This window comes from Pseudomonas cremoricolorata, from assembly GCF_000759535.1.
Taxonomy (GTDB): domain Bacteria; phylum Pseudomonadota; class Gammaproteobacteria; order Pseudomonadales; family Pseudomonadaceae; genus Aquipseudomonas; species Aquipseudomonas cremoricolorata_A.
The window spans coordinates 201,520-214,325 of record NZ_CP009455.1 but is presented as its reverse complement, the minus strand read 5'-3'; the positions used below and the strand labels follow the sequence as shown (position 1 = coordinate 214,325).

General features: G+C 65.5%; 11 protein-coding genes. All 11 read left to right on the top strand.

The window, feature by feature from the left end; genetic code table 11:
* Nucleotides 1-110: 110 nt before the first annotated feature.
* The 11 genes from LK03_RS01000 to LK03_RS00950 all read left to right on the top strand — a co-directional run bounded on the left by LK03_RS01000 (nt 111) and on the right by LK03_RS00950 (nt 12,787).
* Nucleotides 111-1,733: a methyl-accepting chemotaxis protein gene (locus LK03_RS01000; RefSeq protein WP_038410692.1), complete on the top strand. Its 1,623-nt coding sequence runs from the start codon at nt 111-113 to the stop codon at nt 1,731-1,733.
* 7 nt (nt 1,734-1,740) lie between these two features.
* Nucleotides 1,741-2,262 (top strand): chemotaxis protein CheW, encoded by a 522-nt coding sequence (locus LK03_RS00995; RefSeq protein WP_038410691.1) that lies wholly within the window; start codon nt 1,741-1,743, stop codon nt 2,260-2,262.
* On the top strand, nt 2,255-3,517 hold the full coding sequence (locus tag LK03_RS00990; RefSeq protein ID WP_038410690.1) for a CheR family methyltransferase: 1,263 nt from the start codon (nt 2,255-2,257) through the stop codon (nt 3,515-3,517). Before LK03_RS00995 ends, LK03_RS00990 begins: the two co-directional genes overlap by 8 nt.
* Nucleotides 3,514-4,179 (top strand): chemotaxis protein CheW, encoded by a 666-nt coding sequence (locus LK03_RS00985; RefSeq protein ID WP_038410689.1) that lies wholly within the window; start codon nt 3,514-3,516, stop codon nt 4,177-4,179. The genes LK03_RS00990 and LK03_RS00985 overlap by 4 nt, the downstream gene beginning before the upstream one ends.
* A complete protein-coding gene (locus tag LK03_RS00980) occupies nt 4,176-6,485 on the top strand; it encodes a hybrid sensor histidine kinase/response regulator (protein WP_038410688.1) in 2,310 nt (769 codons plus the stop codon). Before LK03_RS00985 ends, LK03_RS00980 begins: the two co-directional genes overlap by 4 nt.
* A complete protein-coding gene (locus LK03_RS00975) occupies nt 6,482-7,495 on the top strand; it encodes a chemotaxis response regulator protein-glutamate methylesterase (RefSeq protein ID WP_038410687.1) in 1,014 nt (337 codons plus the stop codon). Before LK03_RS00980 ends, LK03_RS00975 begins: the two co-directional genes overlap by 4 nt.
* A 48-nt stretch (nt 7,496-7,543) precedes the next feature.
* A complete protein-coding gene (locus LK03_RS00970; RefSeq protein WP_038410686.1) occupies nt 7,544-8,548 on the top strand; it encodes a response regulator in 1,005 nt (334 codons plus the stop codon).
* A gap of 131 nt (nt 8,549-8,679) precedes the next feature.
* A protein-coding gene (gene prfB / locus LK03_RS22120) for a peptide chain release factor 2 (RefSeq protein ID WP_156109503.1) occupies nt 8,680-9,775 on the top strand; the annotation gives its coding sequence in 2 pieces (ribosomal slippage) (nt 8,680-8,751 and nt 8,753-9,775; 1,095 coding nt in all).
* 92 nt (nt 9,776-9,867) lie between these two features.
* Nucleotides 9,868-11,370: a lysine--tRNA ligase gene (gene lysS, locus LK03_RS00960; RefSeq protein ID WP_028695294.1), complete on the top strand. Its 1,503-nt coding sequence runs from the start codon at nt 9,868-9,870 to the stop codon at nt 11,368-11,370.
* Nucleotides 11,371-11,497: 127 nt separating this feature from the next.
* Nucleotides 11,498-12,214 carry a TetR/AcrR family transcriptional regulator gene (locus LK03_RS00955; RefSeq protein WP_038410685.1) on the top strand — a complete coding sequence of 239 codons (717 nt, stop codon included), beginning with the start codon at nt 11,498-11,500 and terminating at the stop codon, nt 12,212-12,214.
* A 27-nt stretch (nt 12,215-12,241) separates the two neighbouring features.
* Nucleotides 12,242-12,787 carry a hypothetical protein gene (locus tag LK03_RS00950; protein WP_038410684.1) on the top strand — a complete coding sequence of 182 codons (546 nt, stop codon included), beginning with the start codon at nt 12,242-12,244 and terminating at the stop codon, nt 12,785-12,787.
* Nucleotides 12,788-12,806 lie beyond the last annotated feature (19 nt).

Sequence of the window (12,806 nt, the reverse complement as noted above, 5' to 3'; positions counted from 1 at the left end):
TGTAGGACTCAATACCCTCAGTCCGGGAATTTCTCCCGGAATTACGTAAGAGCCCTGGGCTATACTCTGGCGATTTTTCCCCGCTTGTAGCGTATTTCCGAGGGCTGACTGTGAAGAACTGGACCATGCGCCAAAGGATCCTGGCGAGTTTCGCCGTGATCATCGCCATCATGTTGCTGATGATCGTGGCGGCCTATTCGCGCCTGGTGGCCATCGAAGCCAGCGAAGAGGCGGTCGGTTCCGACAGCATTCCCGGGGTTTACTACAGCTCGATGATCCGCAGCGCCTGGGTCGACAGTTACGTCAGCAGTCAGCAATTGGTGGGCCTGTCGCGTCACCGCGAGATCAGCAGCGCCGATGTCGAAATGTTCAAGGGCTTCGAAGAGCGTCTGCGCCAGTCTATGGCGAGCTATCAGCGCACCCTTCGCAACAGCGAAGATCAGGTCAGCTATGAAGCCTTCGTGGCCATGGAGCAGCAGTACGTCGCCCTGGTCAACCAGGTGCTGCAGACCTACCGCGAGCAGAACTACGTGGAAGCCGAGCGGCTGATCATCGAGGTGCTGACGCCGGTCTGGGTAGAAGGCCGGCGGCACCTGAACGAAGTCATCGAGCGCAACCGCGACCGCGCCAACCAGGCGACCAGCGACATCGTCGCCGCGGTAGCCACGGCCAAGGTGAGCATGATCGTTTCCCTGGCCCTGGCCATCGTCGTTGCTGGCATCTGCGGCCTGCTGCTGCTGCGCGCGATCTTCGATCCGATGCGCAAGATCGTCCATGCCCTCGACCGGCTGCGCTCGGGTGACTTGAGCATCCGCCTGAACCTGGCACGCAAGGACGAATTCGGCGCCATCGAAACCGGTTTCAACGAAATGGCCGAGGCGCTCGCCAGCCTGGTCTCCCAGGCCCAGCGTTCATCGGTGCAGGTGACCACCTCGGTGACCGAAATCGCCGCCACCTCCAAGCAGCAGCAGGCCACCGCCACCGAGACCGCCGCGACCACCACCGAGATCGGCGCCACCTCGCGGGAAATTGCCGCCACCTCGCGTGACCTGGTGCGCACCATGACCGAAGTCACCAGTGCCGCCGATCAGGCGTCGAGCCTGGCCGGTGCCGGGCAGCAAGGGCTGGCGCGCATGGAAGACACCATGCATCAGGTGATGGGCGCCGCCGAGCTGGTCAACGCCAAGCTGGGCATCCTCAATGAGAAGGCCGGCAACATCAATCAGGTGGTGGTGACCATCGTCAAGGTCGCCGACCAGACCAACCTGCTCTCGCTCAACGCCGCCATCGAGGCCGAGAAGGCCGGCGAGTACGGCCGCGGCTTCGCCGTGGTCGCCACCGAGGTGCGTCGCCTGGCCGACCAGACGGCGGTCGCCACCTATGACATCGAGCAGATGGTGCGCGAGATCCAGTCGGCGGTCTCGGCCGGGGTGATGGGCATGGACAAGTTTTCCGAGGAAGTGCGCCGCGGCATGTTCGAAGTCACCCAGGTCGGCGAGCAACTGACGCAGATCATTCATCAGGTCCAGGCCCTGGCGCCGCGCGTACTGATGGTCAACGAAGGCATGCAGGCCCAGGCCACCGGTGCCGAACAGATCAACCAGGCGCTGGCTCAGCTGAGCGACGCCAGTACGCAGACGGTCGAGTCGCTGCGTCAGGCCAGCTTCGCCATCGACGAGCTGAGCCAGGTGGCGGCAGGCCTGCGCGGCGGCGTGTCGCGCTTCAAAGTCTGAAGCGGCCATGAGTGAAGTCCGTGGTGCAGTGGCCGAAGGGGGGGCACGTCAGCGTGCGCTGTACCTGCTGTTTCGTCTGGGCAGCGAGCGCTTCGCGCTGGATGTTTGCGAGGTCATCGAGGTGCTTCATCACCGCCCGCTCAAACCGATTGCCCAGGCGCCGGCCTGGGTGGCCGGGGTGTTCGCCCATCGCGGCCTGCTGGTGCCGGTGATCGATCTGGCGCAACTGACCTTCGCCGTCCATTCGCGTCAGCGCACCAGTACGCGTCTGGTGCTGGTGCACTACCGCCCGGCTGACGGTCGCGACTTGCAGCTGGGGCTGATTCTCGAGCAGGCCAGCCAGACCCTGCGCTGCGCGGTGGACGAGTTCCAGCCCTACGGCCTGGACAACCGTGAAGCGCCTTATCTGGGGCCGGTGCGCCAAGACGCCGAAGGGTTGCTGCAGCGCATTCAGGTCGATGAACTGCTGCCCGAGGCCGTGCGCCTGCAGCTGTTTCCTCCAGGCGGCGAGCAGGTAGCCCATGAGTGAAGACCGTTTCCACCGCTTCCTGCAACAGCGTATCGGCCTGGATGTCGAGTCGGTCGGCGCGGCGATGATCGAGCGCGCCTTGCGCCAGCGCAGTGGCGCCTTGCAGGCCCGCGATCTGGACGACTACTGGCTGCACCTGCAGCAGTCGGCAGCCGAGCAGCAGGCCTTGATCGAGGCGGTGATCGTTCCGGAAACCTGGTTCTTCCGCTATCCCGAATCCTTCGCCGCGCTGGCCAATCTGGCGCGCAAGCGTCAGGGCGAGCTGGCCGGGCGGCGCCCGCTGCGTATCCTCAGCCTGCCCTGTTCGACTGGCGAAGAACCGTATTCCATCGCCATGGCCCTGCTCGACAGCGGCCTTGCCGTGGGCAGCTTCAGCGTCGAGGCGATGGACATCAGCCCGCTGTCGATCGCCAAGGCGCAGCAGGCGGTGTATGGCCGCAACTCGTTCCGCGGCAGCGACCTGGCCTTTCGCGAACGGCATTTCAGTGCCACGGAGGAGGGTTACCGGCTTGGCGAGCACGTGCGCGAGCAGGTCAGGTTGCAGGTCGGCAACGTGCTCGACCCGGCGCTGGCCGCCCGCGAAGGCCTGTACGACTTCGTGTTCTGCCGCAACTTGCTGATCTATTTCGATGTACCGACCCAGCAGCGGGTGTTCGAAGTGCTCAAACGACTCATGCACGCCAGCGGTGTGTTGTTCATCGGCCCGGCTGAAGGCAGTCTGCTGGCCCGTTTGGGCATGCGTCCGCTGGGCATTGCCCAGTCCTTCGCCTACGTGCGGTACAGCCCGCCGAGCGTGGCCGCAGCGCCGGTGTCCAGTGCCCCGGCCAAGCCTGCGCCGACCCGGATGACAGCGCCCCTTGCCCCGGCGCCACGGCCACTGCGCAGCGCGCGTGCGCTGCCGGTGGTCGATGCGCCCGTAACATCACCGGCGCCAGCCGGCGAGGCCGCTTTGCTGGCGCAGATCACGCGTCAAGCCAATGCCGGCGAAAGCCGCGACGCCCAGGCCAGCTGCCTGCGCTACTTGCAGCAGTTCCCCCCGCATGCGCAGGTCTACTACTGGCTGGGCCTGCTCAGTGACACCCAGGGCGAGGCGACCCAGGCCATCGCTCATTACCGCAAGGCGCTGTACCTGCAGCCGCAGCACCCCGAAGCGTTGATGCACCTGGCGACCCTGTTGGCGGCCCAGGGCGACACGGTCGGTGCGCGGCGCCTGCAAGATCGCGCCGCACGGGCCGGACGGGAGCCTGAACGATGATCGACAGCCATAGCAGCGGCGTGCTGGCCCAGGGCGCTGAGGCCATCGACGATTGCTGGAACCGCATCGGCGTGCGCGGCGACAAACAATGCCCGCTGTTGGCGCGGCACATTCACTGCCGCAACTGTGAGGTCTATGCGGCGGCGGCTACGCGCCTGCTCGACCGTTATGCGCTGATGCCCGAGGCCCAGGCCTCGACGCCGGCCGAGGTGCCCAGCGCCACTGGCCGCTCGATGCTGCTGCTGCGCCTGGGCGAGGAGTGGCTGGCGCTGGCCACCGCGAGCCTGGCCGAGATCGCCCCGACACAGACCGTGCATGCCTTGCCGCACCAGCGCTCGCGGGCCTTGCAGGGGGTGGTGAACGTGCGCGGAGCGCTGGTGCCGTGCCTGTCGCTGGCGCAGTTACTGGAGATCGACCTCAGCGCTGCGCCCGAACGCGCCACCCGCAGCCTGCCACGCATGTTGATCCTGGCTGCCGAAGGCGGCCCGGTGGTGCTGCCGGTCGACGAGATCGAGGGCATCCATCGCCTCGACCCGGCACGCCTGCCGGCTGAACCGGCCTCGACGCCGTACACCTTGGGCGTGCTGCACTGGCGTGGACGCAGCGTGCGAGTACTGGATGAGCGTCAGCTACTGGCGGCAGTCAAGCGGAGCCTGTCATGACCCCTGAGCAAATGCGCGATGCCTCGTTGCTCGAACTGTTCAGCCTGGAAGCCGAGGCACAGACCCAAGTGCTCAGCGCCGGGCTGATGGCACTGGAACGCAGTCCGACCCAGGCTGACCAGCTCGAAGCCTGCATGCGCGCCGCGCACTCGCTCAAGGGAGCGGCGCGTATCGTCGGCATCGACGCCGGGGTCAGCGTTGCCCATGTCATGGAGGATTGCCTGGTGGCGGCGCAGGAAGGGCGTCTGCGTCTGACGCCGGAGCATATCGATGCACTGCTGCAAGGCACTGACCTGTTGATGCGCATCGCCACCCCGGGCGATACCGCCAGTAGTGCTGGCGTGGCGCCGTTCCTGGCGCAGATGGCGGCGTTGCTCGACCCGGCCAGCCTGGCCGGGGCCGCGCGTCCTGCGCCTGCCGCGCCCAGTCCGCCGTTACCGGACCTGCCACCAGCAGCGCCAGCGCCTGCCATTCAGGCTCCAGCACCTGCCGAAATGCCCGACCCAGCGCAGCCTGCCGCACCACGTCGGGGCGCTGGCAGCGCCGCAGGCGAGGGCGGCGAACGGGTCTTGCGGGTCACCGCCGACCGGCTCAACAGCCTGCTCGATCTGTCGAGCAAATCGCTGGTGGAAACCCAGCGCCTCAAGCCCTACCTGGCGACATTGCAACGCCTCAAGCGTATGCACGGGCAGGGCATGCGCGCGCTCGATGGACTGCGCGCGCAGCTCGAACAGGGTGGACAGAGCCCGGAAGTGCTCGAAGCACTGGCGCAGACCCAGCGCATGCTCAGCGAAACCCAGGACATCCTCGCCCAGCAGGCGGCCGACCTCGATGAGTTCGGCTGGCAGGCCAGTCAGCGCGCGCAACTGCTATACGACACCGCCCTGGCTTGTCGCATGCGCCCGTTCGCCGATGTTCTCAGCGGGCAGAGCCGTATGGTCCGCGACCTGGGCCGCTCGCTGGGCAAGCAGGTGACCCTGCACATCGACGGCGACAAGACCCAGGTCGATCGCGATGTGCTGGAGAAACTCGAAGCGCCGCTCACGCACCTGCTGCGCAACGCTGTCGACCATGGCATCGAATTGCCCGAGCGGCGCCTGCTGGCCGGCAAACCTGAGGCTGGCGAGATTCGCCTGCGCGCTTCGCACCAGGCCGGGCAACTGGTGCTGGAACTGAGCGACGACGGTGCCGGCATCGACCTGCAGCGCTTGCGCCAGAGCATCATCGAGCGCGCGCTGTCGCCGGCCGAGACGGTGGCGCAGATGAGCGAGGACGAGCTGCTGACGTTCCTGTTCCTGCCCGGATTCAGCCTGCGCGATACCGTGACCCACGTGTCGGGACGTGGCGTTGGCCTGGATGCGGTGCAGCACATGGTGCGCAACCTGCGCGGCGCCATCGAACTGACCCAGCAGCCGGGACATGGCTGTTGTTTTCATATTCAGGTGCCGCTGACCCTGTCGGTGGTGCGCAGCCTGGTGGTAGACGTCGGCGGTGAGGCCTATGCCTTCCCGCTGGCGCACATCGAACGCACGCTCGAGGTGGCGGCCGAAGACATCGTGCAGATCGAGGGGCGTCAACACTTCTGGCACGAGGGCCGGCATGTCGGCCTGGTCGCTGCCAACCAGTTGCTCAATCGCCCACCGGTGCAGGGTGAGCGCAGCAGCTTGCGCGTGGTGGTGATCCGCGAGCGCGAGCACTTGTACGGCGTGGCTGTGGAGCGCCTGGTGGGCGAGCGGGTGCTGGTGGTCATGCCGCTGGATGCACGCCTGGGCAAGGTTCAGGACATTTCTTCCGGGGCACTGCTCGACGATGGCTCGGTGGTGCTGATCATCGATGTCGAAGACCTCCTGCGCTCGGTCGAAAAACTGCTCAGCACCGGGCGCCTGGAGCGCATCGAGCGCAGCCCGCAGGGTGCCCGTGGCGCGGTACGCAAGCGCGTGCTGGTGGTCGACGACTCGCTGACGGTGCGCGAGCTGCAGCGCAAGCTGCTCGGCAATCGCGGCTATGAGGTGGCCGTGGCGGTGGATGGCATGGACGGCTGGAACGCCTTGCGCAGCGAGGACTTCGATCTGCTGATCACCGATATCGACATGCCGCGCATGGACGGCATCGAGCTGGTCACCCTGGTGCGACGCGACAACCGGTTGCAGTCATTGCCGGTGATGGTGGTGTCCTACAAGGACCGCGAGGAAGACCGCCGCCGCGGGTTGGATGCTGGCGCCGACTATTATCTGGCCAAGGCCAGCTTCCATGATGACGCGCTGCTGGATGCGGTGGTCGAGCTCATTGGAGGGGCGCAAGGGTGAGGATCGCCATCGTCAACGACATGCCCATGGCCGTGGAAGCGTTACGCCGTGCCGTCGCGCTGGAGCCTGCGCATCAGGTGATCTGGGTCGCCGGCAACGGCGCCGAGGCCGTCGATCGCTGCCGCGAGGATACGCCCGACCTGATTCTCATGGACCTGATCATGCCGGTGATGGATGGCGTCGAGGCGACCCGGCGGATCATGGCCGACACGCCCTGTGCCATCGTCATCGTCACCGTCGATCGCAAGCAGAACGTGCACCGCGTGTTCGAGGCCATGGGCCATGGCGCGCTGGATGTGGTCGATACCCCGGCATTGGGTGCCGGTGATGCACGCGAGGCGGCGGCGCCGCTGCTGCGCAAGATCTTCAACATCGGCTGGCTGATCGGCCAGCAGCGGCCCAGCGCGCCGCGAGCGATGCCCTCGACGCAGCGCCAGGTCGTGCAGCGCCGCGCGCTGGTGGCGATAGGCTCGTCGGCCGGCGGCCCGGCTGCGCTGGAAGTCCTGCTCAAGGGCCTGCCGAAGGACTTTCCCGCAGCCATCGTGCTGGTGCAGCACGTCGACCAGGTGTTCGCCGCCGGCATGGCCGAGTGGCTCAGCGGGGTCTCGGGGTTGCCGGTGCGCCTGGCCCGCGAGGGCGAGCCGCCGCAGGCCGGGCACGTGTTGCTGGCCGGCACCAATCACCACATCCGTCTGCTGCACAATGGCCAGCTGGCCTATACCCCCGAGCCTGTGAATGAAATCTACCGGCCCTCGATCGATGTGTTCTTCGAGAGCGTGGCGCGTTACTGGAACGGCGAGGCAGTAGGCGTGTTGCTGACCGGCATGGGTCGCGACGGCGCCCAGGGCCTGAAACTGATGCGTGAGCAGGGCTTTCTGACCATCGCCCAGGACCAGCACAGCAGTGCGGTGTACGGCATGCCCAAGGCTGCCGCGGCGATCGATGCCGCAGTGGAAATCCGCCCGTTGGAGCGTATCGCCGGGCGACTGATGGAAGTCTTCTCCAAATGACGATAGTTGAGTCGTGCCGCATGACCGGCAATGACCTGGTGAATAGGCATGAATGATCTGCTGCAAGAGGGTTTCAACGTCGGTAACGACAATTCGGCGATGGTCTTGCTGGTCGACGACCAGGCGATGATCGGCGAAGCGGTGCGCCGTGGGCTGGCCGACGAGGAGAACATCGATTTCCACTTCTGCGCCGACCCGCACCAGGCGGTGGCCCAGGCCATCCGCATCAAGCCAACGGTGATCCTGCAGGATCTGATCATGCCGGGCCTGGACGGGCTGACATTGGTGCGCGAGTACCGCAACAACCCGGCGACCCAGGACATTCCGATCATCGTCCTGTCGACCAAGGAAGACCCGCTGGTCAAAAGCGCGGCGTTCGCTGCCGGGGCCAACGATTACCTGGTCAAGCTGCCCGACACCATCGAACTGGTGGCGCGCATCCGCTACCACTCCCGCTCGTACCTGACCCTGCTGCAACGCGATGAAGCCTATCGCGCGCTGCGCGTGAGCCAGCAGCAGTTGCTCGACACCAACCTGATGCTGCAGCGGCTGATGAACTCCGACGGCCTCACCGGGCTGTCCAACCGCCGTCACTTCGATGAATACCTGGAGCTGGAATGGCGCCGGGCCATGCGCGAGCAGACCCAGCTGTCGCTGCTGATGATCGATGTCGACTACTTCAAGTCGTTCAACGACACCTTCGGCCATCTGGCCGGTGACGAAGCCTTGCGTCAGGTGGCCGATGCCATCCGCCGTTCCTGCGCCCGCCCGAGCGACCTGCCGGCGCGTTATGGCGGCGAAGAATTCGCCCTGGTGCTGCCCAACACCTCGCCCGGCGGCGCGCGCCTGGTGGCCGAGAAACTGCGCCAGACCGTGCTGGCGCTGGACATCCCGCATACCACCCCGGCGGCCGATTCGCGCCTGACCGTGAGCATTGGTCTTGCCACCCAGACCCCGGAAATCGGCAGCCTGTGCCGGCAGTTGATCTCGGCGGCGGACAAAGGGCTGTATCAGGCGAAGAAGGAAGGGCGTAACCGGGTCGGGGTGGCCTGAGGTGCGTGCGCAGCGGCACAGCCGCTACGCCGTTCGCGAGCTGCCGAGCGCCCGATGGGCCTGCCGCGACAAGTCAGACTGGTTTATACTCTCCGGCTTTTCACCGAATCCTGCGAGAGAGTCCGCCGCCCATGGAAATCCAACCGATCCTCAATACCATCAAGGACCTCAACGAGCGGTCCCAGTCGATTCGGGGGTATCTTTGACTACGATCAAAAGCATGACCGCCTGATCGAAGTCAATCGCGAGCTGGAAGACCCGGCCGTGTGGAACAAGCCTGAATACGCCCAGGCCCTGGGCCGCGAGCGCGCCATGCTGGCGCAGGTGGTCGAGACCCTCGACAAGATGGCCAACGGCCTTGCCGACTGCAAGGACCTGCTCGACATGGCCGTCGAAGAAGACGACGAGGGCACCGTCGGCGACGTCGAGAGCGAGCTGCAGAGCCTGGAAGAAGCGCTGGCCCAGCTCGAATTCCGCCGTATGTTCAGCGGTGAGATGGACATGAACAACGCCTACCTGGACATCCAGGCCGGCTCTGGCGGCACCGAGGCCCAGGACTGGGCCAACATCCTCTTGCGCATGTACCTGCGCTGGGCCGACAAGCGCGGCTTCGACGCCACCATCATCGAGCTCTCAGAAGGCGAAGTGGCCGGCATCAAGGGCGCCACGGTGCACATCAAGGGCGAATACGTGTTCGGCTGGCTGCGCACCGAAATCGGCGTGCACCGCCTGGTGCGCAAGAGCCCGTTCGACTCCGGCGCACGTCGCCACACCTCGTTCTCGGCGGTGTTCGTCTCGCCCGAGATCGATGACAAGGTCGAGATCGACATCAACCCGTCCGACCTGCGCATCGACACTTACCGCTCCTCGGGCGCCGGTGGTCAGCACGTCAACACCACCGACTCGGCGGTGCGTATCACCCACGTGCCGACCAACACCGTGGTCGCGTGCCAGAACGAACGCTCGCAGCACGCCAACAAGGACACCGCCATGAAAATGCTGCGGGCCAAGTTGTACGAGCTGGAAATGCAGAAACGCAATGCCGCCTCCCAGGCCCTGGAAGACAGCAAGTCCGACATCGGCTGGGGCCACCAGATTCGCTCCTACGTGCTGGACGACTCGCGGATCAAGGATCTGCGCACCGGCGTCGAGCGCAGCGACTGCCAGAAGGTCCTCGATGGCGACCTCGACCAGTACCTGGAGGCCAGCCTCAAGCAGGGGCTGTAAGCCGCACACCACCGCCGCGCAGGCCGGTCGCCCCCGGCCTCGCGCGCCTTGCCCGCCAAGGGCCACGAATACCTGATGGAAAGACTGACGACATGAGCGACCAGAACACCGCAACCCCCGACCTGCAGCAAGAAGAAAACGCCCTGATCGCCCTGCGCAAGAGCAAGCTTGCCGCCGAGCGCGCCAAGGGCAATGCCTTCCCCAACGACTTCCGCCGCGACAGCTACTGCAACGATCTGCAGCAGCAATATGTCGACCAGACCAAGGAAGCCCTGGAAGCTGCAGCGATTCCGGTCAAGGTTGCCGGTCGTATCATGCTCAACCGCGGCTCGTTCATGGTCATTCAGGACATGACCGGGCGCATACAGGTCTACGTCAACCGCAAGACTCTGCCGGCCGAAACCCTGGCCGAGGTGAAAACCTGGGACCTGGGCGACATCATCAGCGCCGAAGGCACCCTGGCCCGTTCCGGCAAGGGCGACCTGTACGTCGAGATGACCCAGGTGCGCCTGCTGACCAAATCGCTGCGCCCGCTGCCCGACAAGCACCACGGCCTGACCGATACCGAGCAGCGCTATCGCCAGCGCTACGTCGACCTGATGGTCAACGAAGAAACCCGTCACACCTTCCGCGTGCGCTCGCAGGTGATCTCGCACATTCGCAGCTTCCTGGCCAAGCGCGACTTCCTCGAAGTCGAGACACCGATGCTGCAGACCATCCCTGGCGGCGCCGCGGCCAAGCCGTTCGAAACCCACCACAATGCCCTGGACATGGCCATGTTCCTGCGCATCGCGCCTGAGCTGTACCTCAAGCGTCTGGTGGTCGGTGGCTTCGAGAAGGTCTTCGAAATCAACCGCAACTTCCGTAACGAAGGTGTCTCGACCCGGCACAACCCCGAGTTCACCATGCTCGAGTTCTACCAGGCCTACGCCGATTACCGCGACAACATGGACCTCACCGAGGAACTGTTCCGCGAGCTGGCCGAACTGGTACTGGGCAGCACCGACGTGCCATACGGCGACAAAGTGTTCCACTTCGGCGAACCGTTCGCCCGCCTGAGCGTGTTCGACTCGATCCTCAAGTACAACCCGGAACTGACCGCGGCTGACCTGCAGGATGTCGACAAGGCGCGCGCCATCGCCAAACAGGCCGGCGCCAAGGTGCTTGGCCATGAAGGCCTGGGCAAGTTGCAGGTGATGATTTTCGAAGAGCTGGTCGAGCACAAGCTCGAGCAGCCGCACTTCATCACCGAGTACCCGTTCGAAGTCTCGCCGCTGGCCCGTCGCAACGACGACAACCCGGCGGTGACCGACCGCTTCGAACTGTTCATCGGCGGCCGCGAGATCGCCAACGCCTACTCCGAGCTCAACGACGCTGAAGACCAGGCCGAACGCTTCCTGGCCCAGGTGGCCGAGAAGGACGCCGGTGACGACGAAGCCATGCACTTCGACGCCGACTTCGTCCAGGCGCTGGAATACGGCATGCCGCCAACGGCGGGCGAGGGTATCGGCATCGACCGCCTGGTGATGCTGCTGACCAACTCACCGTCGATCCGCGACGTGATCCTGTTCCCGCACATGCGTCCACAGGCCTGAGCAAGAAGCCGCCCCTACGGGCGGCTTTTTTAGCTGCAAGCGGTTAGCGGCAAGCTGTAAGCCAAAGCCGAGTGCGTATCCGCTTTTGCTTGCAGCTTGCAGCTAGCCACTCTACTGAGGTTGAGCCGTGCCCCCAACACTTGTCTCCCAGGGCGCCGCCGGCATCGCCAGCGCCGTCGCTGAAAACGTGCAGTACCAAGGTCGCAAGACCGCCCGCCAGGGCAGCGAGCAGCGTCGCCAGGCGATTCTCGATGCGGCGATGCGCGTGGTCGTGCGTGATGGCGTGCGGGGTGTGCGTCACCGTGCGGTGGCGGCCGAGGCGCAGGTTCCGCTGTCGGCCACGACGTACTACTTCAAGGACATCGAAGACCTGCTCACCGACACCTTCGCCCAGTACGTGGCGCGCAGCGCCGACTACATGGCCAAGTTGTGGGCGACCACCGAGGGCGTGCTGCGTGAGCTGATCGCCCGCGGTGACGGCAGCCTCGCCGCGCGGGCACGGCTGGCCGACGAGATCGCGCAGATGACCGCCGACTATGTCAGTCGCCAGTTGCTCAATCGGCGTGATTTTCTCATCGCCGAGCAGGCGTTCCGCCAGGAAGCGCTGCTGTGCCCGCGCCTGGCCGAACTGGTGTGCGCCCATGAGCAAATTTTGCTGCACGGTGCGCGACAGATGCTCGAGGTGATCGGCTCGCCGCAGCCCGAGCAGGACGCCCTGGTGTTGACGGCGATCATCGAGCAGATGGAGTATCAGGGCCTGCTGCGTCAGGCCGATACGCCTGACGATGGGCAAATGCTCGCGATCCTCAGCCGTTACCTGCATCTGGTGCTGGCAGCTGGCTAAGACGCGACCCTCTTTCTGGAGAAGCCGATGAACCCCTGGCGTGCGCTGTTGGCCCTGTCATTTCTGTTGTTGGGCGGTTGTCTGGTGACCTTCGACGAACCCTTGCCGGGCGCCGACAGCGCGCCCAAGGGGCTGCTCGGACAGTGGCGCAGCCAGGATGCCTGGGGTGAATCGCTGACCCTGAACATCAGCCAGGACAAGGCCGGCGCCTACACCGCCACCACCCAGGCCCAGGGCAGGGCGGCCCAGCGTCATCGTTTCACGGTGGTGCAGCGCGGTAACCGCTGGTACCTCTCGGCACCCGTCCCGGCAGCCTTCGGTTCAGGTTTCACCGTGGCAGGCTTCGACCTGGTGGGGCAGCGTGAGCTGGTGATCTACAGTCTGGATGTCGAGCAGATCAGGCAGGCAGTCGCGGCCGGTGAGCTCAAGGGCCATGCCCTCGAGGCCGTCGCAGACGACGGCCCGGGCATGCGCATCGACAGTCCGATTGCCCAGGTCCAGGCTTATCTGGATGATTCGGCCAACACCGACCTGTTCGTCGAGGCCGCCCGTTTTCAGCGCACGGGGCAGTGATTCCGGCGCTTCAAGGAGT